At 73.6% G+C, this 22,700-nt stretch carries 21 protein-coding genes; 13 read left to right on the top strand and 8 right to left on the bottom strand.

Features of this window, described 5'->3' with window-relative positions; translation table 11 throughout:
- Window positions 1–981, bottom strand: a 981-nt coding sequence (locus ACEPPI_RS32940; RefSeq protein WP_373918932.1) for a response regulator, incomplete at its 3' end; no start/stop codon positions are given.
- A gap of 154 nt (window positions 982–1,135) precedes the next feature.
- Between ACEPPI_RS32940 and ACEPPI_RS32935 the strand changes: the two genes are divergently transcribed.
- From ACEPPI_RS32935 to ACEPPI_RS32905, 7 genes are all read left to right on the top strand, one after another.
- The gene (locus ACEPPI_RS32935) at window positions 1,136–1,309 is read left to right on the top strand and encodes a hypothetical protein (protein WP_373918931.1); all 174 of its coding nucleotides are present in this window, start codon (window positions 1,136–1,138) and stop codon (window positions 1,307–1,309) included.
- A gap of 192 nt (window positions 1,310–1,501) precedes the next feature.
- Window positions 1,502–3,763: a helicase gene (locus ACEPPI_RS32930; protein ID WP_373918930.1), complete on the top strand. Its 2,262-nt coding sequence runs from the start codon at window positions 1,502–1,504 to the stop codon at window positions 3,761–3,763.
- A gap of 82 nt (window positions 3,764–3,845) precedes the next feature.
- Window positions 3,846–5,039 carry a cytochrome P450 gene (locus tag ACEPPI_RS32925; RefSeq protein WP_373918929.1) on the top strand — a complete coding sequence of 398 codons (1,194 nt, stop codon included), beginning with the start codon at window positions 3,846–3,848 and terminating at the stop codon, window positions 5,037–5,039.
- Between the two features lie 132 nt (window positions 5,040–5,171).
- Entirely contained in the window at window positions 5,172–6,437 is a 1,266-nt protein-coding gene (locus ACEPPI_RS32920; protein ID WP_373918928.1) for a VWA domain-containing protein, read from the top strand.
- Complete coding sequence (locus ACEPPI_RS32915; protein ID WP_266836553.1) at window positions 6,437–7,231, top strand: hypothetical protein; 795 nt, start codon at window positions 6,437–6,439, stop codon at window positions 7,229–7,231. Before ACEPPI_RS32920 ends, ACEPPI_RS32915 begins: the two co-directional genes overlap by 1 nt.
- A 124-nt stretch (window positions 7,232–7,355) precedes the next feature.
- Window positions 7,356–8,273 carry a MurR/RpiR family transcriptional regulator gene (locus ACEPPI_RS32910; RefSeq protein WP_356212387.1) on the top strand — a complete coding sequence of 306 codons (918 nt, stop codon included), beginning with the start codon at window positions 7,356–7,358 and terminating at the stop codon, window positions 8,271–8,273.
- 337 nt (window positions 8,274–8,610) lie between these two features.
- Window positions 8,611–8,997 carry a hypothetical protein gene (locus ACEPPI_RS32905; protein WP_266836549.1) on the top strand — a complete coding sequence of 129 codons (387 nt, stop codon included), beginning with the start codon at window positions 8,611–8,613 and terminating at the stop codon, window positions 8,995–8,997.
- A gap of 25 nt (window positions 8,998–9,022) precedes the next feature.
- On the opposite strand, the gene ACEPPI_RS32900 is transcribed toward ACEPPI_RS32905, so the two are convergent.
- A complete protein-coding gene (locus ACEPPI_RS32900) occupies window positions 9,023–10,618 on the bottom strand; it encodes a phospholipase (protein WP_373918927.1) in 1,596 nt (531 codons plus the stop codon).
- Between the two features lie 481 nt (window positions 10,619–11,099).
- Between ACEPPI_RS32900 and ACEPPI_RS32895 the strand changes: the two genes are divergently transcribed.
- A complete protein-coding gene (locus tag ACEPPI_RS32895) occupies window positions 11,100–11,300 on the top strand; it encodes a hypothetical protein (protein WP_373918926.1) in 201 nt (66 codons plus the stop codon).
- 65 nt (window positions 11,301–11,365) lie between these two features.
- Here ACEPPI_RS32895 and ACEPPI_RS32890 read toward each other — a convergent pair whose 3' ends face one another.
- Genes ACEPPI_RS32890 through ACEPPI_RS32875 form a run of 4 tightly spaced genes read right to left on the bottom strand, consistent with a single transcriptional unit; the run spans window position 11,366 to window position 15,066 of the window.
- Complete coding sequence (locus tag ACEPPI_RS32890; protein ID WP_373918925.1) at window positions 11,366–12,475, bottom strand: aryl-sulfate sulfotransferase; 1,110 nt, start codon at window positions 12,473–12,475, stop codon at window positions 11,366–11,368.
- Window positions 12,476–12,525: 50 nt separating this feature from the next.
- Window positions 12,526–13,539: an ABC transporter substrate-binding protein gene (locus tag ACEPPI_RS32885; RefSeq protein WP_373918923.1), complete on the bottom strand. Its 1,014-nt coding sequence runs from the start codon at window positions 13,537–13,539 to the stop codon at window positions 12,526–12,528.
- Between the two features lie 34 nt (window positions 13,540–13,573).
- Window positions 13,574–14,290 (bottom strand): ABC transporter ATP-binding protein, encoded by a 717-nt coding sequence (locus ACEPPI_RS32880; protein ID WP_373918922.1) that lies wholly within the window; start codon window positions 14,288–14,290, stop codon window positions 13,574–13,576.
- Window positions 14,287–15,066 (bottom strand): ABC transporter permease, encoded by a 780-nt coding sequence (locus ACEPPI_RS32875; RefSeq protein ID WP_373918921.1) that lies wholly within the window; start codon window positions 15,064–15,066, stop codon window positions 14,287–14,289. The genes ACEPPI_RS32880 and ACEPPI_RS32875 overlap by 4 nt, the downstream gene beginning before the upstream one ends.
- Before the next feature lie 129 nt (window positions 15,067–15,195).
- Between ACEPPI_RS32875 and ACEPPI_RS32870 the strand changes: the two genes are divergently transcribed.
- Window positions 15,196–15,768, top strand: coding sequence for a helix-turn-helix domain-containing protein (locus ACEPPI_RS32870; protein ID WP_373918919.1), 573 nt, complete (start codon window positions 15,196–15,198; stop codon window positions 15,766–15,768).
- A 38-nt stretch (window positions 15,769–15,806) separates the two neighbouring features.
- On the opposite strand, the gene ACEPPI_RS32865 is transcribed toward ACEPPI_RS32870, so the two are convergent.
- Both ACEPPI_RS32865 and ACEPPI_RS32860 read right to left on the bottom strand, forming a co-directional pair.
- Window positions 15,807–16,310: a GNAT family N-acetyltransferase gene (locus ACEPPI_RS32865; protein ID WP_373918918.1), complete on the bottom strand. Its 504-nt coding sequence runs from the start codon at window positions 16,308–16,310 to the stop codon at window positions 15,807–15,809.
- Window positions 16,311–16,339: 29 nt separating this feature from the next.
- Window positions 16,340–18,943: a serine hydrolase gene (locus ACEPPI_RS32860; protein ID WP_373918917.1), complete on the bottom strand. Its 2,604-nt coding sequence runs from the start codon at window positions 18,941–18,943 to the stop codon at window positions 16,340–16,342.
- A gap of 249 nt (window positions 18,944–19,192) precedes the next feature.
- On the opposite strand from ACEPPI_RS32860, the gene ACEPPI_RS32855 reads away from it, so the two are divergent.
- The 4 genes from ACEPPI_RS32855 (at window position 19,193) to ACEPPI_RS32840 (ending at window position 22,394) form a co-directional block, all read left to right on the top strand.
- The gene (locus tag ACEPPI_RS32855; RefSeq protein WP_373918916.1) at window positions 19,193–19,612 is read left to right on the top strand and encodes a GntR family transcriptional regulator; all 420 of its coding nucleotides are present in this window, start codon (window positions 19,193–19,195) and stop codon (window positions 19,610–19,612) included.
- Window positions 19,609–20,559, top strand: a complete 951-nt coding sequence (locus tag ACEPPI_RS32850) for an ABC transporter ATP-binding protein (protein WP_373918915.1) — start codon at window positions 19,609–19,611, stop codon at window positions 20,557–20,559. Before ACEPPI_RS32855 ends, ACEPPI_RS32850 begins: the two co-directional genes overlap by 4 nt.
- Window positions 20,556–21,509 carry an ABC transporter permease gene (locus ACEPPI_RS32845; RefSeq protein ID WP_373918914.1) on the top strand — a complete coding sequence of 318 codons (954 nt, stop codon included), beginning with the start codon at window positions 20,556–20,558 and terminating at the stop codon, window positions 21,507–21,509. Before ACEPPI_RS32850 ends, ACEPPI_RS32845 begins: the two co-directional genes overlap by 4 nt.
- A gap of 108 nt (window positions 21,510–21,617) precedes the next feature.
- Window positions 21,618–22,394 (top strand): class I SAM-dependent methyltransferase, encoded by a 777-nt coding sequence (locus tag ACEPPI_RS32840; RefSeq protein ID WP_373918913.1) that lies wholly within the window; start codon window positions 21,618–21,620, stop codon window positions 22,392–22,394.
- The last annotated feature ends 306 nt before the right edge of the window (window positions 22,395–22,700 follow it).

Below are 22,700 nucleotides of genomic sequence, written 5' to 3'. Positions count from 1 at the left end.
GTGCGCGTCCCCCCGGCCGCCGTCGTGCGCCGGGGGCCGGCGCGGCCCGTCGGCGGCGGCCGCCGCCGGGACGGCGGCCGAGGCCGCCACGGTCAGCGCGCAGACGAGGACGCCCGCGGACAGTACGGCGGATCGTACGGCGGACCGGTGTGCTGCTCGGGGCATGCGTCTCCTCGGTGGCAACCGCCGGGTCGGGACGGCCCATGCTAGAAGAACCGGGACGAATCGCCTCGTACCGCGCGAGTGTGTTTCCCGGGGGCCGCCGACGGGACGCCGCCCGCACGCGGTGCCGGTTCTTCCCCTCGGCCCGGTTCGCACCAGCCCGTTGTCCCGGGCGTACAGGGCGGCCTGGGTGCGGTCGCGCAGCCCCAGCCGGCCCAGGAGGCGGGAGATGTGGTTCTTGACGGTGCCCTCGCTGAGGTAGAGGCGGGCGGCGATCTCCTTGTTCGTCGCGCCGGCGGAGATCAGCCGCAGCACCTCGGTCTCCCGGGGGGTGAGCAGGTCCGGGGCGGGAAGCCCGGCGGCCAGCGCGGCGACGACCGTCTGGTCGAACTGGGCGACGCCCGCGTGCGCGAGGCGCACGGCGCGGGCCAGTTCGGCGGCCGGCAGGTTCTTCAGCAGGTAGCCGACCGCCCCCGCGCGCAGGGCCCGGCCGACGTACTCGTCGTCGTTGAAGGTCGTCGGCATCACGATCCGGCACCCCGGCAGCCTGCGGCGCAGCAGCGCCGTCGCGGCCACCCCGTCCGTGCCGGGCATCCGTACGTCCATCAGCACCACGTCGGGCCGGCACAGCACCGCCAGCTCCACGGCCTCGACCCCGTCGCGGGCACTGCCCGCCACCTCGACGCCCGGCTGGATGCCCAGCAGTGCGGTGATGCCCTCGCGCACGAGGTCCTGGTCGTCGACGACCAGGACCCGCACACCGGCGAGGAGATCTACAAGGACGGGGAGCGTCCCGGCGACGCCATCATGGAATGGCACCGCAGGTTCACCGAACTCACCGTCGCCGCGAAGCGGGTGGCGGACCGGCACTACGGCCGCACCCCGCGCTTCACCTACGCCGCGGGCCTGTCCGCGGGAGGCTACCTCGTCCGCTGGCAGCTCGAACACCGCCCGGACCGACGTCTACCACCGCATGGTCACCGACTCCGGACGCGGCGCCCTGCACCGCTACATCACGGTCCCCGGCGGCGCGCACACCGACGGCCCGGTCGCGCTGGACAAGGAGCACCTGCGCCCGATGCTGGGGAACTTCACGGCCGCCTTCGGCGACCTCGAAACCTGGACCCGGCCGACCTCGGGCCGGTAGCCCCGGACGGCCGCGAGCCGCTCCGGCCCCGGGACGGCACACCCCCGCGATGCACCTGCCCCGGAATACAGGAAATGCCCCGGACGAATTGGCGTCCGGGGCATGCATGAGCGTATATTCAACGGTTCACGCCCTATTATTTCAGGGCACAGCTGAGCCGCATAGAGGCATCGTATCGCGCCGGGAGTGGAATTGTCAAACATCGCATTTCAGAGTGAGCAGCGATTCGTCACCGAGCTGTACGCGCGCCTCGAAGATCTGCGGGACCGGGCCGATCACGCCGTCCGGGCGGCGCTGCGCCAGGGCGGCAACGGATTTCAGGAACGGCTGGAGCGCGACGTGGCCGTCGCCGAACAGTCCGGTCTACTCGCCGCGCTGAACGCCGCCGAACACGGTCTCTGTTTCGGCAGGCTGGAATTCTCGGACGGCCGCGACCACCACATCGGCCGGATCGGAATCAGGCAGGACGACGCCGAACGCACGCCCCTCGTACTCGACTGGCGCGCCGAGACGGCCCGCCCCTTCTACCTCGCCACCGGGTATGTCCCGATGGGGCTGCGCCGCCGCCGGCACATCACCACCCGGGGGCGGGAGGTGACCGCCCTGCACGACGAGATCCTCGACCTCGCCGACACCGAACGCACCGGTTACGAGGGCGCCGACGCGGACGCCGTACTGCTCGCCGCCCTCGACGCCGCCCGCACCGGCCGCATGCACGACATCGTGCAGACCATCCAGGCCGAACAGGACGGGATCATCCGCTCCTCCCACCGCGGCGTCCTGGTCGTCGAGGGCGGCCCCGGCACCGGAAAGACCGCCGTCGCCCTGCACCGTGCCGCCTTCCTCCTGTACGAGCACCGCGAGCTCCTCGCCCGGCGCGGCGTACTGATCGTCGGCCCGAACCCCGCCTTCCTCGGCTACATCGGCGAGGTGCTGCCCTCCCTCGGTGAGACCGGGGTGCTCCTGTCCTCCCCGGGCGACCTCTTCCCCGGCGTCCGCGCCACCGGCACCGACCGCCCCGGAGCCGCCGAGGTCAAGGGCCGCGCCGCCATGGCCGAAGTCCTCGCCCGGGTCGTCGCCGACCGCCAGACCCTCCCCGAGGGAGTGCCCGAGGGCAGCGGCGAGGACAGCGACACGGTTCCGGAGCCGGCCCTGGAGATCGACCACGAGGACTACGGGACGCTCCTGCTCGACCGGACGATGGCCCACGCCGCGCGCGACCGGGCCCGCGCCACCGCCCTGCCGCACAACCTGGCCCGCCCCTACTTCGCGTTCGCCGTCATCGACGCCCTCACCGCACAGCTCGTCGACCGGCTCGGCGCCGACCCCTACGGCGGCCCGAACCTGCTCGGCCCCGACGACGCCGCCCAGCTCGGCAAGGAGATCGCCACCAGCGCCGACGTGCACGCCGCCATCGACAGCCTCTGGCCGCCCCTCACCCCGCAGGAGCTGGTCACCGAGTTCCTCGCCGAACCCTCCCACCTCGCCGAGGCGGACGCCGACCTGATCCGCCGGCCCGCGGGGGAGTGGACCCCGGCCGACGTCCCGCTCCTCGACGAGGCCGCGGAACTGCTCGGGACCGACGACAGCGCCGAACGCGCCGCCGCCGAGCGGGCCCGGCTGGAGCGCATCGACTACGCCCAGGGCGTCCTGGACCTCTCCCAGGGCTCCGAGTCCTACGAGTTCGAGGACATGGAGAACGAATACCTCGCCGCCCACGACATCATCGACGCGGAACGGATGGCCGAGCGCCACGAGGAGGCCGACCGCCGCACCACGGCCGAACGCGCCGCCGCCGACCGCACCTGGGCCTTCGGCCACGTCATCGTCGACGAGGCACAGGAGCTGTCCGAGATGGCCTGGCGCCTGCTGATGCGCCGCTGTCCCACCCGCTCCATGACCCTCGTCGGGGACCCGGCCCAGACCGGCGACGAGGCGGGCTGCGGCTCCTGGAGCCAGATCCTGGACCCGTACGTGGGCGAGCGCTGGGAACGCGTCCGGCTCGCCGTCAACTACCGTACGCCCGCAGAGATCATGGAGGTCGCCGCCGCCGTCCTGCGCGCCCACCACCCCGGCTTCGAACCGCCGAGCTCGGTGCGCTCCACCGGCGTGCGCCCCTGGGTGCGCGAGACCGGGGACCTGCCGGGGGCCGTCGCCGGGGCCGTCCGCACCGACGCCCCGGCCGAGGGCCGCCTCGCCGTGATCGCGCCCCGCCCCCTGCACCCCGCGCTGGCCGCGGCCCTGCCCGGCGTACGGGCGGGGGAGGAGCCCGACCTCACGCGGCCCGTCGTGCTGCTCGACCCGCGCCAGGCCAAGGGGCTGGAGTTCGACACGGTGATCGTGGCCGAACCGGCCGACTTCCCGCCCAGTGACCTCTACGTGGCACTCACCCGCGCCACCCAGCACCTGGGCGTGCTGCACACCGGCCGCCTCCCCGAGGGGCTGGACGGCTGAGCCGCGGCGGACCGGCCACTCCCGCGACAAGTGGCCGGATCCGCCCGTCTCCACAGGCCGTCGGCCGTCGTACCGTGAGCGAATGCCCGTGGTCGACATCAGCTCAGGCGCCGAGGACTTCGCCGCCGACCCCTATTCCTTCTACGCGGCGCTGCGCGCGGCCGGACCGGTCCACCGGGTCGGCGGCGGCTCGCCCGACGACGCCCCGTGCTGGATCGTCGTCGGGTACGAGGAGGCCCGCCAGGCCCTGAGCCACCCGTCCCTGCTGAAGGACTGGCGCAACGCCGGGACCTTCCCCGGCATGGAGCCCACCCCGGCCAACTCCAACATGCTGGAATCCGATCCGCCCCGGCACACCCGGCTGCGCCGCCTGGTGGCCCGCGAGTTCACCGGCCGCCGGGTCCAGGCGATGCGCCCGCTCGTCGAACGGACCACCGGCGAGCTCCTCGACGCCATGGCCGCCCGCCCCGAGCGCACCGCCGACCTGGTCGGGGCGCTGGCCTTCCCGCTGCCGATGACGGTGATCTGCGAGCTCCTGGGCGTCCCCGACCTCGACCGCGACCGCTTCCGCTACTGGTCGAACGAGGTCGTCACCCCGCTGCCGGGCACCGTCGGCAACGAGGCCCACCGGCACCTGAGCGGCTACCTCGCCGAGCTCGTCGCGCAGAAGGCCGACCACCCGGGCGACGACCTGCTCAGCGCCCTGATCCGCACCCGCGACGAGGACGGCGACTCGCTCTCGCCCGACGAGCTGATCGGGATGGCCTTCCTGCTGCTGGTCGCCGGCCACGAGACCACCGTCAACCTCATCTCCAACGGCGTCCGCGCCCTGCTGGCCCACCCCGCCCAGCTGGCCGAGCTCCGCGCCGACCCCGACAAGCTGCTCGACGGGGCGGTGGAGGAGATGCTCCGCTACGACGGCCCCGTCCAGAACTCCACCTACCGCTACGCCGCCACCGACGTGGAACTCGGCGGTGTGGTCATCCCCGCCGGAGCCGTCGTGCTCGCCTCGCTGGCCGGGGCCGACCGCGACCCCGGCCGCTTCGCCGACCCGGACGTCTTCGACATCCACCGGGCCCCACAGGGCCACCTCGCCTTCGGACACGGGCTGCACTTCTGCATCGGCGCCCCGCTGGCCCGCATGGAGGGCCGGATCGCCGTGCGCGGCCTGCTGGAGCGCTTCCCCGACCTGGCCGAGGACCCGGCCGGCGGGCCCCCGCAGTGGCTGCCCGGCAGTCTGATGCGCGGGGTGAGCGGCCTCCCGGTGCGCTGGTAGCCCGCGCCCCGCACCGGCGGTCCGGGGGCGGTCCGGGGGCGGTCCGGCCGCCGTACCGGGCCGCCCCACGGGTGAACGCCGCCCGCCGGGCGACGTTTTGGTTTGCCGTCGGATCCTCAATACGATCCGGCGATGATCACAAGAAAACGGCTGGCGGCCGGGGCCTGCGGCCTGTTCGTCGCCTTGACCGCGGGGCTCCTGCCCACGAACGCCGTCGCCGCCGACGGACCCGCGAAAGAGCCCCCCAAGGTCGAGCTGGTGCTCGACGTCAGTGGATCGATGCGCGCGAACGACATCGACGGCCAGTCCCGGATGGCCGCCGCCAAACAGGCCTTCAACGAGGTCCTGGACGCGGTGCCCGACGAAGTCCGGCTCGGCATAAGGACCCTGGGGGCCACCTACCCCGGTGAGGACCGGGCGCTGGGCTGCAAGGACACCAAGCAGCTCTACCCCGTCGGCACGGTCAACCGCACCGAGGCGAAGACCGCCGTCGCCACCCTCGCCCCCACCGGCTGGACGCCGATCGGCCCCGCCCTGCAGGCCGCCGCCCAGGACCTCGACGGGGGCAACGCCACCCGCCGCATCGTGCTCATCACCGACGGCGAGGACACCTGCGCCCCGCTCGACCCGTGCGAAGTGGCCCGCGACATCGCGGCCAAGGGCATCCACCTCGTCGTCGACACCCTCGGCCTCGTCCCCGACGCCAAGACCCGCGCCCAGCTCACCTGCATCGCGGAGGCCACCGGGGGCACGTACACCTCGGTGGCGCACACCGCCGAACTCTCCGGCAGGGTCAGACAACTGGTCGACCGCGCCGCCGACCCCGTGGTCACCCCGGTGGCCACCGAGGGCGCCAAGCAGTGCGAAGGCGCCCCGCAGTTGAAGGCCGGCCTCTACAGCGACCGCGAGACCTTCGGCGAGCACCGCTGGTACCGCGTCGACGTCCGCCCCGGACAGGAACTGCGCGCCTCGGTCAGCATCGGCGCCGACCGCGCCGTCAACAACGACTACGGCGTCCTGCTGCGCGCGTCCACCGTCCACGGGCGGGAGATCGTCCGCGGTTCCGAGGCCGGCGACGGCCGGACCGACGTCGTCTCCACCGGCCTGCGCTACCCGAAGGCCCCCCTGGACGGGGACGCCTCGGAGACCCCCGAGACCGTCTGCCTCCAGGTCAGCAACTCCTTCTCCGCCGGCCCGGCCGTCAAGACCGCGCCCGGCATGCCCGTCGAGCTGACCATCGACCTGGTCGACGGCCCGGACGAGCCCTCCGACGTGGCCTCCTTCGGCCTCGGCCGGGGCTGGTGGCTGCTGGGCCTGCTGGTGCTCACCGGTCTGCTCGCGGGGCTGGTCTGGGGCTGGATCTCGCGCTGGCGCATCTCCGTCTGGAGGACCAACTGATGCGTACCGTACGCACCCTGACGGCTGCCCTGCTGGCGGGGGCCGCCCTCCTCGCCCCGGCGTCAGCCGCCACCGCCGCCCCGAGCCCCACGCCGAGCGCGGGCCAGAAGGGCGAGGGTCCCACCGAGGCCGGCACCGGCTTCCGCACGGCGACCGCGTTCCGTCCGGGCCAGAAGGCCACCGCCGCCGGCTCGACCGGCGACTACCTGTACTGGGTCCTGCCCGTGGACGCGGGCCAACGGGCCACCGTACGGGCCTCGGTGACCCTCCCGGAGTCCGCCGCCCGGCACGGCGCCTCCACCTGGCGCCTCGACGTCTACGACGGGCTGCGCCGCCGCCAGGCCTGCACCTACGGAACCCAGACCGCCGCGGCGGCCCGGGAGGCCGCCACCGTGGAGCTCGACTGCGTGCTGCGCACGGTCCGCTCCGGGGCCGAGGCCTGGTCCAACGACCCCCTGCCGGGCAGCTACTACGTCCGCCTGACGGTGGCCGGGCTCCCCGAGGAGGACCTGGGCCTGCCCGTACGGGCCCAGGTCGAGGCCGAGATCAAGGAGATGGGCGGCGCCACGGCGGTGGACGCGGCCCTGGCCGAACCCCTGGTCCCGGGCATCACGGGCGCCTCCGAGCAGCAGCGCGCGGCGCGCGCGCCCGAGGACGGCTGGTCCGGCGGCTGGTGGTCCGACCGCTGGCTGTGGACCGCCGCCGGAGGGATCCTCGGCGCCCTCGCGGGCATCTACGGGTACTCCCTGACCCGGGGCTCGGGCCGGCCCGGACGGCCCCGGTCCGAGGCCTGACGGGACCGGAGGGACAGGGGCCGTCCCGTCCGCGGACGGGACGGCCCCGCACGGCACAATGATCAACCGGCCACGGAGCGTGGGCTATGTTGGAAGAAGAGTGACGTGAGAAGGAGGCCCTCCGGTGTCATCGGGGCAGCAGGCGCGCGCACAGGCGGCCGCGATCACGCCGGGCACGGTCCCGCAGGAGCGGGAGAAGCCGCCGGCCGACCGGCTGCTCGCGCTCTTCGACGGCCACCGGCTTTCCCCGGGCCAGCGGCGGATCGCCCAGTACCTGATCGACCACCTCACCGAGGCCGCGTTCCTCTCCATCACCGAGCTCGCCGAGCGCGTCGGCGTCAGCCAGCCCTCCGTGACCCGTTTCGCCGCCTCGCTCGGATTCAGCGGCTATCCCGCGCTGCGTGACGTGCTCCAGCCGATGGCGCTGAGTGCGGTCGCCGGCACCCCCGACAGCCGCGAGCAGATCCGCCACAACGAGCTCCAGGCCGCAGTCGACGCCGAGATCGAGAACCTGGAGAGCGTGCGCAGGCTGCTCGCCGACACCAACCGGGTGCTGGAGATCGGCCGGGACCTGGCCCAGTCGGTCCCCCTGACGGTCCTGGGCCTGCGGATCTCGGTGTCCCTCGCCGAATACTTCGCCTACGCCGCCCGCCGCATCCACCCCGACGTCCGCGTGGTGACCCGGGGTGGCAGCGTGGCGTACGACGCCCTGCTCCAGTCCCGGGCGGCCGGCGGCAGCTGGGTGATCGCCTTCGCCATGCCCCGGCACGCCAATGAGACCCTGGCGGCCCTGCGGGCGGCCCGCAGCACCGGCCTGCGGGTGGTGCTGATCACCGACCCCACGCTCGGCCCGCTGGTGGAGGAGGCCGACGTGGTGCTGACGGCCGGCACTGGATCCCGGTTGGTCTTCGACTCGTACGCGGCTCCCGGCATGCTCTCCGCCGCCCTGCTCCAGGCGATGGCCGACGCCGATCCCGAGCGGACCCAGGCGCGGCTCGAACAGTACGAGCAGGTCGCTGACCAGCACGGATTCTTCCTCTAGCGGGCTCTGCGGAGGCCTCGGGGGACCCCTTCCGGCAGGCGGATATTCAGCGCCCGGCCATGTATGAAATTTTTCATACCCTTGCGTACTCGACGGTATATATGTTTACTGACGGCGGCGTTCCGGATCCACCAGATGCCAGGGAGGGCGACCCCACGTCCTCTTCGAACAGCCACCCAGTACGCCGCTCCTCCTCACGGCGCGACCGGGTGACGGGTCAGGGCTTTCGGATCCGGCGGAGCGCCCCCCTGGCGGCCTCGGTCAACCCCTGGGCCGAGGCCGCCCCCCTACGCAGTGTCTCGATCAGTGCTTCGACCACCACTCGGAAGTGACGAGAATGTCCCAGACGGCCACCCTCACGCGCAGCCCGGACTGGCCCCTCCAGGTGAAGTCCCCCGGCTCGTACGACTGGGAGCGCAGCGCCACCCGCTGGCTGCGGGACCTGCTCCCGGCCCGCTACGGCAGCTATCTGACGCTGACCCGTCACCATGCCCTGCTCGCCCGCCACGTCCAGCTCCAGCTGCAGCACGAGATGCGCGCGGTGCGCGTGGCCCTGCACACCAGCCGGGCCGAGCTGCCGATGATGGGCGTCGCCGAGTCCGTGATCGAGAACACGATCAGGATGTACGCCATCGAGCTCGAACAGCTCGGCCGGCTCTCCCGGGGCGTCCGCCTCGTCTCCGAGGCGCTCCTCGTGGGCACCCCGGCCCAGCGCAAGCGCTGACCCGGGGCGCCCCGCCGCCCGGGCGTCAGCCCTGGCAGATGCCGCGCGCGTAGTCGTACGTGGCGGTCGCCTGCGAGTACTTCCACTGCGGGGCGAGCAGGCCGTCCGCCAGCTGCTTCGCGGCGGCCGGGCTCTCGACGACGTAGCCGAAGTCCTGCAGCCAGGACGGGTACAGGTTCTTCGAGCCGATGTAGAAGGCCGAGTCGTCCACCGAGACCAGCTTGTGGTGCTGGGCGTACGGCTTGCCGTCCGCCCACGTCGCCTTGTCCGAGGCGCGGAACGTCGCCAGCTGCAGACCGTCGCACATCGCGGCCTTCGCCCGGCCCGCGTCGCCGGTGAGGGCCTGGAGGCGGCCCCGCAGCACGTCGCTCACCTCGGACAGCGACTTGATCTGGGAGTAGCCGCCACTGCCGACCGCGCCCCGGTTCGCCGGGTCGCTGACGACGATGCGCACCTTCACCCCGGCCGCCAGCTTCGCGGCGAGGGCGTCGTAGAGCCGGATGTCGTAGCGGGGCAGCGGCGGGCAGGTCGCGTTCAGGTCCTGCTGGGAGATCTCGATGTGCCCGGTCGCGCTCGCGACCAGCGCCCGCAGCGCGCTCTCCTCCGGGTTGACCGTGTCGTAGTCCCGGTCGGCGTTGGTGTTGTCGTGCACCCCGATGACGCACTTGGTGTCGGTGGCCGTCGGCAGGACGGGCTTGAACGCCGAGGCCGGGTCGCTCTGCCGGATGCCGACGCCGAGGCCGCCGACCGCCAGGGCCGGGACGTCGCCGCCGCCGGCCGGGGCCGCGGGGCGGGGCAGGGTGGGCATGCAGCCCGCGTTGTCGGAGGACGCGAACCAGACGCTGGCCCAGCTGCTCTTGTTGCGGCAGGTCCAGTCCCACAGGGTGTCGAGGTAGCGGCCGGCCGAGCCCGCCGCCGGACCGGACAGGGCGAGGTCGACGTCGTTCACCGGGTGGGCGGTGTCGAGGTAGTCGTCCTTCCAGCTGTTGATGCCACCGGTGATCACCGAACCGCCGTCCACCACGACCAGCTTGGAGTGGTTCCAGGAGAAACCGGTCTTCGAGGTCGTCATCGACGCCACGTTGAGCGTGATGTTCGCCGCCGCGGGCCCCAGCTTGGCCACCATCTCGTCGCGGTACGAGGACGGGATCACATTGGCGTGGTAGATCGGCGCGGCGCCGACCAGGATGCGCACCTGGAGGCGGTTGCCCTTCTGTGCCGCCTCCTTCAGGCCGGCCACGATCGCGTCCTGGAACCCGCCGTTGGGGAAGGGGGCCAGGGTGGATATGTCCACGCTCTGGCGGGCCTGCGCGATGTCCTCGCGCGTCTTCTCCAGCAGCCGGCGGGAGCCGGGGCGGTCGGCGCAGGACGGGTCGCCCCAGCAGCCGGGGCTCTGCAGCAGCCAGTCGGAACCGCCGGGGGCGGAAGCGCCGAGGCGGTTACCGGCGGTGCGCTCCCAGACCGAGCCCTCCAGCCCGGGGGAGACCTGGCGCAGGGTCTGCTCCACCGCGTCCAGGTGCGGGGTGGGGGAGTCGGCGTACGCCGGGGCGGCGGACAGCAGGGCGAAGGAGGAGAGCGAGACTGCGAGGGTGAGGGCCGCCGTGCGGACGGTGCGTGCCAATGTGGTTCCTTGAATGGGGGTGGCTCCGGCCGGGCGGCACCGAGAACCGGGCCCCAGCCTTGATCAACTCCCGCAAGTTACCAGCGCGTAGGGCGCTGTTCATCCGCCCGGGTCGGCTTCCGGCCACCGCCCGCTTTGGGGCGTCGGCGCCCACCCGCCCCGCAGCGGCATCGGTACGCGGTCCGCGCGGCTGTGGAGCAGCCGTGAAACAGTCGTGGGACTGCTGTGCGGTGGCTGTGAAGTTGCTGTGGGATGACTGTGTGCCGACTGTGGGGCGTGATTCGGGTGGCTGGAAACGACCGTTGGAATCAGGCCGTCCGTTCGGCTGCGTGGCGCGGATCCGGGGTGCGTCGTCCGGGCACCGGACCCTGGGACTCCGCCATTCGGATAGGACTCGCACCGCAGCGGAACGCCGCCGGGACACGGGCAGTTCGTCCGCCTACCTTCGGGGCGTACCCCCTTCCTCCCGAAAGGTGCATCCATGCGATCTGTCCGTTCCGCATTCGCCGTCCTCGCCACCGCCGCCATCGTGCTCGCCGGTGCCGGCGCCGCGAGCGCCGACGTGAACGTGACCGTCCCGGAAGGCAGCCAGTACAACCTCGTCTTCGGCAACTGGTTCCAGTTCGCCGCCGACGACATCTTCAACGCGGGCAGGGACAACACCGTCGGCTCCAACAACTGACCCGGCGCGCCGTACGGGCCCGGCCCGCCCCCGGTCGTACGGGGCGGGCCGGGCCCTGCCGTGCGTCAGAGCCAGGGGATCTGGTCCGCCCCGTAGCGGTAGGCGCGGAAGACGGAGTTCTGCGCGCCGCGCGAGGACTCCAGGCCCGTGCCGCGGTCGAACGAGCCGAACTCGGGGACGACGAACTCCCAGACCACGTCCCCCTCGGGGGTCACCTCGAAGAGCCGCCCGAAGGAGCCCTCGGCGATGAAGGTGTTGCCGTTGGGCAGGCGCTGGGCGCTGGACATGTAGGGGCTGTAGAAGTTCTGCGGCGGATTGTCCTCGTACGACCACACCTGCTCGCCCGTCGTCGGGTCGAGCTCCAGCACCCGCGAGTACGGCACGGACGTGGTGTCGCGGTAGGTCCCGTTGTCGAACACCAGGATGGTGCCGCCCGGCAGCTCGTGCGGGTGGTGCTGCTGGGCGAGGACGTCGGGGCCGATCCGCCAGCGTACGGACCCGTCGGCGCGGTCCACGGCCACCGTCGTCGACGCGCTGCGGAAGCCCACCACGATCCCGCCGTCGGCGAGTTCGTTGACGGTGTTGGCCATCGGCCAGTGCTCGCGGGCGAAGTGCGGGTTCAGCGGGACCTCCTCCGGGTCGAGGTGCTCGATCGCAGCCCAGCGCCAGACCGTCTCGCCCTCCCAGGTCAGCTCGTACACCACGTCCCCGTAGATCACCCCGCCCGGTGCCTCCGAGCCGGGGATGCCGCCGCGGATCCGGGCCGCGTCCGCCGGTGACAGCGGCTCCACGACGGTGATCAGCAGGTTGCCGTTGCGCAGGACGGAGGCGTCGTGGTGGTGGAAGGGGTGGCGGACCTCGCGCAGCACGGTGGAGTCCGGGGCGAGTTCCTGGAAGATGCCGCCGTGGTAGACGTCCCAGATGGGGAAGAGGCTCGGGCCGGTTGTGTCCTTGGCCGCGTAGAAGAGGGTGCCTCCCGGGAGCAGCTGCGCCTGACGGCCGGGCGGGTGCGGGGAGTTCCAGGTGTGGGCGGTCCGGCCGTCGATGTCGACGAGGTGGATCCGGCCGTCGCCGGTGATCGGGGTGTAGAGGGTGTAGCCGCCGAAGCTCCGCTGCGGATCGTGGGCGCGCAGGCCGGTGCCGCGGCGGCGCAGGGTGTTCTGGTCGACGCTCATGGAGGTCCTTCCGGGGTGGGATGGGGTGGGTGGGCCGTACGGGGGCCGGTTCAGGGGGTGGTGACCGTGACGGCGGCCGGATCGGCCGCCCGGAGCGGGCCGGGTCGCAGCCGGGCCGACAGTGCGGACCGGTCGGCGGCGCCCGGCAGGGACTGGGCCGCCTTCGCCCAGGCCGCCTCGTCCGACAGGTCGGCGAGCAGCTCGGGCGTCAGGTTCGCCCCGTACGCGTAGCGGGGCTGGAAGACCTCGACGTACCCGGACCGGAGTGCGCCCTTGGACTGGGCCACCACGGCCGCCCGCGCCGCGGCCGGATCGGCGGCCGCGGCACGCTGCGCGCCGAGCACCGTGCGCAGGACGGCGGTGGTCTCCTCGTCACCCGCCGAGGGGCCCGCGACGAGGAGGGTGTGGGCGGTGTAGCCCGTGAAGGGGAGCTCGGCGTAACGGCTGCCGAGGGCGGTGCGGGCGGCGTCGTAGAAGCTGGGGAAGGTGACGCCGGCGTCGACGTCACCGCGGGCGAGGGCGGGGGCGACCTGGTTCGGGGCCAGGTTGACCACCGTCACGTCCGCCGCGGTCAGCCCGGCGGAGGCGAGCATCCGGGACAGGGCGTACTCGACGTTCGTGCCCTGCGGGACCCCGACCTTGAGCCCCTTGAGCGCGCCGAAACCGGTGACGGCGCGGTCGGTGCGGGTGAGCAGGCGCCAGTCCGAGAAGCGGGACAGGTCGGCCACGATCCGTACGTCGCGCCCGCCGAGCGCGGCCGTGACCGCGGGCAGGTCGCCCACGACGCCGAACCGCGCCTGGCCGCCGAGGACGGCGTTCAGCGCGTCGCGGCCCGTGGGCAGGGTGGTCACGGTGGCGTCGAGGCCCTCGGCGGCCCAGAGCGAGCGCTCCTGCGCGAGGTACACGGGGGCGGCCGCCAGCTGGTCGCTGCCGGCCAGGGTCACGGCGCGCCGTCCGGCGCCGTGCGCGGCGCCGCCCCCGGCCCCGCCTTCGGTGCAGGCGGTGGCGAGGAGGGGCAGCAGAGCGGCCAGCAGTACGCCGACCAGCGCGCGGGGTCTGGGCATGGTGGGTTCCTTCCGGGGGATCGGGGATCGGGTGTCAGGGGGTGGTGAGGTGGGCCGCGACGCTCTCGCGCAGGGCCGGGTCCGGGGGGCCCGGAGGGACCGGGTGGTCCGCGAGGACCCGGCCCGGGGAGCCCCCGAGGACGACCACCCGCCCGGCCAGGGCGAGCGCCTCGTCGATGTCGTGCGTCACGAACAGCACGGTGGTGCCGCTGCGCTCCCACAGCTCGCGCAGCAGTGCCTGCATCCGCGTCCGCGTCAGCGCGTCCAGGGCCCCGAACGGCTCGTCCATCAGCAGGACCTCCGGCCGCGCGGCCAGCGCCCGCGCCAGGGCCACCCGCTGCTGCATCCCGCCGGACAACTGCGCCGGGTACTTCTCGGCGCCGTCCGCCAGCCCGACCTCGGCGAGCGCGGCCAGGGCCAGTTCGCGCCGCTGCGCACGCGGCAGTCCGAGCCGCTTGAGGGCGAACTCGACGTTGCCGCGGGCCGTGCGCCAGGGGAAGAGCGCGTAGTGCTGGAAGACCACGCCCCGGTCCGGGCCCGGCCCCGTCACCTCGGTGCCGCCCGCCGTCACCCGTCCCGTCGCGGGCCGCACGAAACCGGCGACCGTGTTCAGCACCGTGGACTTCCCGCAGCCGCTCGGCCCGAGCAGCGCCGTGAACGACCCCGCGGGGAACACCAGGTCCGTCGGCCGCAACACCGGCGCGGCCCCGTACCCGACCGACAGTCCCTCCAGCCGTACCTCCAGGCTCATGACGCGCTCCAGTGCACCCAGCGACGCCCGACGGCGGCCAGCAGCAGGTCGGCGGCCACGCCCAGCAGCCCGAGGACCAGCAGCCCCGCGAACATCCGGTCCACCCGCAGGAACTGGCCGTCCACCTGCAGCCGGTACGCCAACCCGCTGTCCGCGCCGCCCAGTTCGGCGGCGACCAGCGCCAGCAGGGCCACGGAGGCCCCGTAGCGCAGGGCGGCCAGCAGCGCCGGCGCGGCGGCGGGCAGCAGGACCTCGGTGAACCGCCGGTGCAGGGGCGCCCCCAGCGAGCGGGCGGCCCGCAGGTGCGACACCGGTACGCGCGAGACCCCGTCGTGCACGTAGAGCCAGACCGCGAGGAGGACGGCGTAGGCGATCAGCAGCCGCTTGGCGTTCTCGCCGATGCCGAACCAGGCGGTCGCGAGCGGCACCAGTGCGACGGCCGGGATCGGGCGGAGGAAGGAGACCACCGGCGTGACGGCGGCCGACAGCCGGGGCAGGTACCCCGTCGCGAAGCCGAGGGCGCCGCCGATCACCGCCCCCAGCGCGAAACCCTGCCCCGCGCGGGCCAGGCTGGCGCCGACGTCGGTGGCCAGGGTCCCCTCGCGGGCACTGGCCGCCAGGGCCGCCGCGGTGTCGGCGGGGGAGGGCAGCAGTCCCGGGGCCACCGCACCGGACCGGGCGAGCAGGTACCAGAGCGCGAGGACGGCACCGGCCGCGCCCAGGGCCGGGCCGAGCCGGCCGAGGGCCCGGCCGGCGGGGGAGGGGGAGGCTTGCACGGGACGACTCCTGGGTGGGTTGATAAGTGAGGTCAATAATTGACCATGCTTATCAACGGGGTGTTGCGGCGGTGTGAAACCGTCCGGGTCCACCCGGGCCCGCGCGGGCGATGGGATACGTTCACCTGCGTGTCTCGACCCGAACCCACACCCGAAGCGCTGGAGGTCGGCCGGGCGATCCGCGAGTGCCGCACCGCGCGCCGCGTGTCCATGGCCGTGCTCGCCACCCGCTCGGGTCTCTCCCAGCCCTTCCTCAGCCAACTGGAACGCGGACTGGCCACCCCCAGCCTGAGCTCGATCTACCGCATCGCCGAGGCCCTCGACGTCACGCCCGGCACCTTCCTGCGCCGCCCGGAGCGCCCCGGAGTCGTCAGCCACGAGAGCGACCCGCAGGTGATCAGGGTGAGCGAGGCCGCCGGACAGGTGGCGCGGGTGCTCATCCCGGGCGGACGCAGCGGCCTGATGGAGGCCTACGAGCACCACTTCGAGCCCGGCCGGGGCGAGCGCGGCTGGTTCGCGCACCCCGGCGAGGACTTCCTCTACGTACTGGAGGGCGAGGTCCTGCTCGAAGTCGAGGGTGAGGAGCCCCTGTTGCTGCGGGCGGGCCGCAGCGCCCACCACCGGGGCGACGTGCCGCACCGCTGCTCACTGCCGGAGGGCGGCTCGGCGGCCCGCACCCTGCTGGTCATCGCGAACGCGTAGCGGCGACCCTCATGCGGGGGGCGGCGTAGCAGCGCTTTTCACGCGGGGGCGGCGTAGCACCGCACGGTCACCGTGCGCCCGGGGCCCCAGCGCTGCTCGACGCTCCCCAGCGGGCTCCAGCCGAGGCGGTCGTAGAGGGCGACGGCCGCCGTGTCGGAGGCCACCACGTCGAGCACGGGACGCAGCCCGCGCGCCCGCGCCTCGCGCCCGGCCCGTGCCATCAGCAGGGCGCCGGCCCCCAGCCCCCGTGCGGTCGGGGCGACGAAGAGCCGCCCGACCACGGCCACGGCCTCGACGGGCACTCCGTCCCGTCGGCACAGCAGTGCGGGCGCGGCGTCGTCCGGCTCGCCCCGGGACAGCACGACATGGCCGGCCGTCACCCCTTCGTGCTCGGCCACCCAGGCGTCGAGGAGCGCCGGCGGCGACAGCCACCCCTCGGGCCGCTCCGGCCAGTCCACGGGATAGCCGTCGGTGCGGTGGACCTCGGCGAGTACGCGGGCGCACGCGCCGAGGTCACGGGGTTCACGGCGCCGGACGTCCATGCCGCCATGCAACCACGAGGGAGGCGCCGTCAGGACAGCCGGGTCACCCGTGCGCCGAACGACGGCTCCACCAGGTCCTTGCCCACCGCCACCGGGACGGTCCTCGCGCCGTCCCCGTCGCCGACGGTCAGCACGCCGACCTCGGTGCCCGCCTTCGCCCCGTGCGGCAGGGACTTGTCGCCCGCGCCGAGCGAGAGCCGCAGTTGCTGCCCCGGTACGCCGATCACGGAGAGGTCCTTCGCAGCCACCAGCGGGGTCCTGCCGCCGAGCCCGTCGTCGACGTAGCCCACCAACTGCCCCTTGCGCACGGCCGGGGCCTCGGCGAGCGCCGCGCGGACGGCCTCGATGACCTTGCGGCTGTTCTCCTTGACCAGAACCAGGCTGTCCGCGCCGTCCACGTCCGGCCCGTCCGCGTGCTGGTCCATCAGCGTGCCCAGGATCAGCGGGGTCTGTTCCCCGACCGTCTTGTAGGCGGCCCACATCAGGGTGCCGCCGGCGGGGGTGCTCGAACCGGTCTTGATGCCCTTGATGCTCAGGCCGGAGGTGAGGAGCAGGCTGCCATTGTTGTTGATGAGCGGTTTGGTCAGGCCCTTGATGTTCTCCTGCGACAGGGCGACCACCGCGCGGAACGCCTCCTCCTTCATCACCGCGTCGGCGAGCTTCAGTTGGTCGGCCGCGGTACTCACGGTGCGGGCGTCCAGGCCGCTGGGGTCCGTGTACGTGGTGTCGTTCATCCCGAGCTCCTTCGCCGCGGTGTTCATCTTCGCGACGAAGGCATCCGGGGTGCTGGATCCGGTGTCCCAACGGGCCAGCAGGCGAGCGATGTTGTTGGCCGACGGGATCATCAGCATCTTGAGCATGTCCAGCTGGCTGAACTTCGTCCCGGCCGTGAGCCCCTCGATACGTGACTCGTGCTCGGCGTTGCCATCGGCCACGGCCGTCGCGTCCACCTCGATGAGGGGGCCGGGGTCGTTCTTGCGCAGGGGGTGGCCCTTGAGGATCACGTACGCCGTCATCACCTTGGCCACGCTGGCCGTCGGCACCGGCTTCTGCTCGCCGAAGGTGGCGATGTCGCCGGAGCCGGGCACGCGGACGGCCCCCTGGCCCTTGGCCGGCCACGGGATCGTGGTGTTCCCCTCCAGGGTGTGGGAGGAATCGCCGCCGGCCAGCCGGGGGGCGGGCAGCGGGCGCAGCAGCTGCGCGCCGATGACGGCGCCGCCGAGCAGCAGCACGATCGGAGTCCACACCTTGACCCGGCGGGTGAGGGTGCGGCGGGGGGTCTCCGGCGGGGGAGCGGTGTTGGTCAGCTCGGCCAGCAGGTCGAGCGGAGGCAGCGGCGCCTCCCGCGTCACCTCCGGCCCGGCGGGCTGCTGCGGCCGGGGCGGCTCGGGGGCCTTGGGCGCGGGCGCGGGCGCGGCCACGGCTCCGGACCCGGACCCGGCCGCGGCCCCGAGCTCCTTGAGCGCGACGAACTGACTGGTCCGCTCGGCGTCGCTCTCCGCGTCCGCCTCTGCCCGCCGGGCGGGGGCGTGGGCCTTCGGGGCGGTGGCGGTGGCGGTGGCGGTGGCCTTCGCGTCCGGCTTCCGGGTGCCGCCGGCCGTGGCGGGCTTCCCGCCCTCGGGTGTCTCCGGGCCGGCGTCGCGGGCCGTGGCGGGTGCCGCGTCCTCGGCGCCGCTCCCGTCCCGTGCGGGGCGGTCGGAGGCTTCTTCCGTGCCGTCCGCGGGTGTCGACAGCCGGTCCGCGGACTCGCTGTCGCCGTCGCCGTCGCCGTCGCCGGGTTCCGGCCGGGCGGGGGCGGCCGATGTGCCCTTCGCGCCGTCGGGCGCTCCGGCAGCCGTTTCCCCGGCTTGGGACCGCGGGCCGGCCGGGCCGTCGCCCTGCGGGACAGAGGTGGCCGTGTCGTTCCGGGACCCGGCCGGGCCGGGCCCGGTGGGCCGCTCGTCTGCCGGGACGTCCGAGGCGGTGGCGGCTTCGGCCTCGGGCTCCTCGCCGCCGTCGCCGGCCCGCGCGGGGGCCGCCTTCGGAGCCGGGTTCAGCGGCCGGTCCGGGGTGGGCCCTGCGGGTTCCCGGTCCTCGTGGTCGTCTTCGGTGGCGGTCGCCGGGGTGCTCGCCGAGTCGTCGGATGCCGAACCGCCGCCGCTCTCCGGCTCCGTGGTCCCGTCGCCGTCCTGCGGGGCGGGCGCCGCCGCCTTCGTTCCGGTCCCGGCCCAGGAAGGGGCCGGCCTCCGCGTACGGGCGGGTTCCCCGTCAGCGGGGCCACCCTCGGTGGCGGTCCCGTCGGACTGCGCGGACGCCGTGTTCGCGGCGTGGCCGTCGGCATCCGCGTCATCATGGTCGTCGCCGTCCCGATCCGGCCACTCGGGGGTCTGCTCCGACGGGCCGTCGCCGTCGGTCCGCCGTGTGGCGGCAGGCCGTTCCCGCCCGGCCGGGGCCGCGTCGGCGGCAGGGCCGGCACCGGCCTCCTTCGCATCCGCATCGGTATCGGCCTCGGTGGCCCCGGCGGGGTCCGCCGGGGTCTCGTCCGGTGTTTCCCGAAGGGTGCCGGGTTCGGTCACACCGTCCCCCCCAGCCGCCCGCAGGGCACCCGGCACGCCCTCCGGGTCCGTCCGCTCCGTCACCGTCTCCGCCTTCATCCAGCGCCCCACCTTGCTGCTCACACCCGGCCCGGCCGGTTCTCGCCGTAGTCGTCATCGCCATCGGCACGGCCGTCTTCCGGCCCGCCGATCACCTAGATGTACTGCGCACCCTGCGCGTTCCCCCGGTTCGAACCTGTGACCGTTCGGTCATACTCCGCCTCCGCCGCTCCCTTCGACGCCCGGTTTGACGCGCCCGCGATCACTCTGCACTATTCCACTAACGTGTTAGTGGAATGAGGTGGAGGGATGGAATTCCGGGTCGACCGGCGCAGCGGCGTCGCCACCTACCTGCAGCTCGTGACCCAGGTCAAGCAGGCGCTGCGCCTGGGCGTGCTGGAACCGGGGGACCGGCTGCCGACAGCCCGTGAAGTGGTCGCGGCCACCGCGATCAACCCCAACACCGTCCTCAAGGCGTACCGGGAGCTGGAGCGCGAAGGGCTCGTGGAGCCGCGCCCCGGCGCGGGCACCTTCGTGCGCCGGTCCCTGTCCCGCCCCGAGGCGGCGGCGGACTCCCCGCTGCGGACCGCCCTGGCCGCCTGGATGGTCCGGGCGCGCGAGGCGGGCCTGGACCGGGAGGACATCACGGCGCTGATCACGGCTGCCGTGGAGGACAGCTTCAACAACTCCGGGCCCCTGCCCGGACCGTCGAGAGAGGACACGGCGTGAGTGACCCGACCCACGCGCCGGCACTACGGGCAACGCGGCTCGGACGGGCGTACGGAGGCCGGCCGGCCCTGCACGCGTGCGACGTCGAGCTGCCCGCCGGGCACATCATCGCCCTCGTCGGCCCCAACGGGGCCGGCAAGAGCACCCTGCTCCAGCTAGGCGCCGGGCTGATCCGCCCCGGCAGCGGGCAGATACGCGTCTTCGGCCACGCCCCCGGCACCGCCGAGGCCCGCCGCCGCACCGCGTTCCTCGCGCAGGAGAAGCCGCTGCACGCCCGCTTCACCGTCGCCGACACCCTGCGCCTGGGCCGCATGCTGAACCCGGGCCACTGGGACCAGGCCGTCGCCGAACGCCTCGTACGGGCCGGGGACATCCCCCTGGACGCCCGCGTCGGCGCCCTCTCGGGCGGCAGCCGCACCAGGGTCGCGCTGGCCCTGGTCCTCGGCAAGCGCGCCGACCTGCTCCTGCTGGACGAGCCGCTCGCCGACCTCGACCCGCTCGCCCGTCACGAGGTGATGTCCCTGCTCATGGCCGAGGCCGCCGAGCGCGGCACGACCATCGTGATGTCCTCGCACGTCCTGGCCGAACTGGACGAGGTCTGCGACCGCGTGCTGCTCCTCGCGGGCGGAGTCCCCCGCCTCGCGGGCGACATCCAGGAGCTCTGCGACGGGCACACCTGGCTCACCGGCCGCGCCGACCCGATGGAGGAGGACGGACTGCCCCGCGCCTTCGACCGCGGGGCGGTCGTGCACTGCGCCGTCAGCGGCCGTCAGGTCACCGCCCTGGTCCGTACGGCGCCCGGCGCCCCGCTGCCCGCGGGGACCGACGCACGCTGGATCGCCGAAACCCCCTCCCTGGAAACCCTGTTGCTCGCACACCTGCGCGGCGCCGCGACCCCCGCGAACCCCGTGACCACCGCCCCTGCCACCGAGGAGGCCGCAGCGTGAAGGGTGTCCTCTGGCTGGCCTGGCGCCAGCAGCGGCTGATGATCCTGGGCGGCGCCGCCGTGCTGGTCGCCTGCGCGGCCTGGGTGGTCTACCGGCGCTCCGAGATGATGTCGCTGATCGATGCCACAGGATGGGTGCCCTGTCCGGGATGGAACGGCGGCTGCGAGAGCCTCGCCACCTTCCAGATCATGGACGGCAACGTCACCGGAATCCGCGCGCTCGGCACCCTCGGCATCGCACTGCCCGCCCTCATCGGAGTGTTCTGGGGCGCCCCGCTCATCGGCCGGGAGCTGGAGACCGGCACGATCAAGCCCGCCCTCACCCAAGGGGTCGGCCCGCGCCGCTGGTTCGCCGCCCGTTTCGGCCTCGCGGCCCTCTTCACCCTGCTCGCCTCGACGGCCGTCGCGGCCCTCGTCGCCTGGTGGTGGGCACCCATTGCCAACACCCTCGACGGCCCCTACTGGCACGACGCCCCCATCTACAACGCCACCGGCCCGGCCTCCGTGGCCTGCGCCCTCTTCGCGCTCAGCGTCGGCACCCTCGCGGGCCTGCTGGTGCGCCGGGTGCTGCCCGCCATGGGCGCGGCCCTGCTGGCGATCGGCACGGTCATGACGTTCGTGACCTACTTCCGCCGCAGCTGGATCGACCCCGAGACCCGGATCACCCCCGGCATGACGCCCAAGCGGCCCGTCGGCAGCGCCTGGTCGACCGGGGAGTTCGGCTATCTGACGCCCGACGGGCGCGAGCACTCCATCTGGAACGTCTGCCAGACCTCGGGGGAGGAGCTTCGGCGGTGCATGGCCGAGCACGACTTCGTCGCCCGGTACCACAAGGTCTACCCCAGCAACGACTTCTGGACGTTCCAGTGGATCGACACGGCCCTCTACGCGGGCGGCGCCGTCCTGCTCCTCACGGTCACCGTCGCCCTGCTGCGCCGCCGCATCGCCTGACGCCGCCGCATCACCTGACGGCCGCCGCGGTCCGACCCGCCGCGGCGGCCCCGTACCACCCCGCACCGTCCAGTTCACCTTCCGTCCGCATCCCAGGGGGGACCCCTCATGGCAACGAAGAAGAACCTCACCGCCGACCGCGCGAGCGTCGGTCACAAGGTCCGTTACGCGCTGAGCAACCCGACCCGCATCGCCCCGTACGTCAAGCGGGCCGCGCGCGACAGCTGGCTGCGCTTCAAGCACCCGGACCACGTGGGTTACTACCGGGCGGTCATGGCCTCCGACACCGGCCGCAACCCGGAGGCCGCGGTCGGCAGCCAGACCCACGACCGCTGGCTGGCCCTCGGGAAGATGCAGTTCGACTACCTTTTGGAGCACGGGCTCGCCCCGCGCCACCGGATGCTCGACATCGGGTGCGGGAACCTGCGGGCGGGCTGGCGCTTCATCGACCACCTGGAGCCGGGTCACTACTACGGCATGGACATCTCGCCCGACATCCTCATCGCCGCCAAGCGCACGCTGACGGACCGGGGACTTCAGGCCAAGTTGCCGCACCTGACCATCACCCAGGACCTGACCCTCGACTTCCTGCCCGACCGTCACTTCGACGTGGTGCACGCGCACAGCGTGTTCTCCCACTCACCGCTGTCGATCATCGACGAGTGCCTCGCCCACGTGGAACGGGTCCTGGCGCCGGGTGGCCGCTTCGACTTCACCTTCGACCGCACCGAGGGCACCGAACACCAGGTCCTGCGCGAGGACTTCTACTACCGCACCCAGACCCTCGTCGACCTGGCCGCCCGGCACGGCCTCAAGGCCCGGTTCATGGACGACTGGGAGAAGCTCGGCCACGGCCAGTCCAAGATCCGCGTCACCGCCGCCTGAAACCGCACCACGGCCCGGGCCGGGAAGCCGCCGCCACGGCTCCCCCCCCCGGGCCGTGGTGTCGCATGCTCAAAACTGCGTGCACGGAGACTACTTCGAGCAGCTTCCTTCAAAAATGCCACCGGGGTCCGCTATCTTGCCGAGAGCATGCCAAAGCGGTGTGTCCGCGACCCGGACCGCACGAGGAGCTGCCCGATGAGTGTCATCGACCCACCACCCCGGCCCCGCCGCCCCGCCCGCCCCGCCCGCAGGTCCCCGCTCGCGGCCCTGCTCGCCGCGGCCCTCGCGGTCGCCGGCCTCGCCGCC

It is taken from the genome of Streptomyces sp. AB3(2024), from assembly GCF_041862025.1.
Lineage (GTDB): Bacteria > Actinomycetota > Actinomycetes > Streptomycetales > Streptomycetaceae > Streptomyces.
This window is presented reverse-complemented; position numbering and strand designations above follow the sequence as displayed.

Excerpts from the sequence above, each read along its gene's own strand:
- ACEPPI_RS32895 (WP_373918926.1), top strand. The coding sequence starts at position 11,100 with ATGCGATCTGTCCGTTCCGCATTCGCCGTCCTCGCCACCGCCGCCATC.
- ACEPPI_RS32890 (WP_373918925.1), bottom strand. The coding sequence starts at position 12,475 with ATGAGCGTCGACCAGAACACCCTGCGCCGCCGCGGCACCGGCCTGCGC.
- ACEPPI_RS32935 (WP_373918931.1), top strand. The coding sequence starts at position 1,136 with ATGGTCACCGACTCCGGACGCGGCGCCCTGCACCGCTACATCACGGTC.
- ACEPPI_RS32915 (WP_266836553.1), top strand. The coding sequence starts at position 6,437 with ATGCGTACCGTACGCACCCTGACGGCTGCCCTGCTGGCGGGGGCCGCC.
- ACEPPI_RS32880 (WP_373918922.1), bottom strand. The coding sequence starts at position 14,290 with ATGAGCCTGGAGGTACGGCTGGAGGGACTGTCGGTCGGGTACGGGGCC.
- ACEPPI_RS32885 (WP_373918923.1), bottom strand. The coding sequence starts at position 13,539 with ATGCCCAGACCCCGCGCGCTGGTCGGCGTACTGCTGGCCGCTCTGCTG.
- ACEPPI_RS32905 (WP_266836549.1), top strand. The coding sequence starts at position 8,611 with ATGTCCCAGACGGCCACCCTCACGCGCAGCCCGGACTGGCCCCTCCAG.
- ACEPPI_RS32920 (WP_373918928.1), top strand. The coding sequence starts at position 5,172 with ATGATCACAAGAAAACGGCTGGCGGCCGGGGCCTGCGGCCTGTTCGTC.
- ACEPPI_RS32840 (WP_373918913.1), top strand. The coding sequence starts at position 21,618 with ATGGCAACGAAGAAGAACCTCACCGCCGACCGCGCGAGCGTCGGTCAC.
- ACEPPI_RS32860 (WP_373918917.1), bottom strand. The coding sequence starts at position 18,943 with ATGAAGGCGGAGACGGTGACGGAGCGGACGGACCCGGAGGGCGTGCCG.
- ACEPPI_RS32925 (WP_373918929.1), top strand. The coding sequence starts at position 3,846 with ATGCCCGTGGTCGACATCAGCTCAGGCGCCGAGGACTTCGCCGCCGAC.
- ACEPPI_RS32855 (WP_373918916.1), top strand. The coding sequence starts at position 19,193 with ATGGAATTCCGGGTCGACCGGCGCAGCGGCGTCGCCACCTACCTGCAG.
- ACEPPI_RS32865 (WP_373918918.1), bottom strand. The coding sequence starts at position 16,310 with ATGGACGTCCGGCGCCGTGAACCCCGTGACCTCGGCGCGTGCGCCCGC.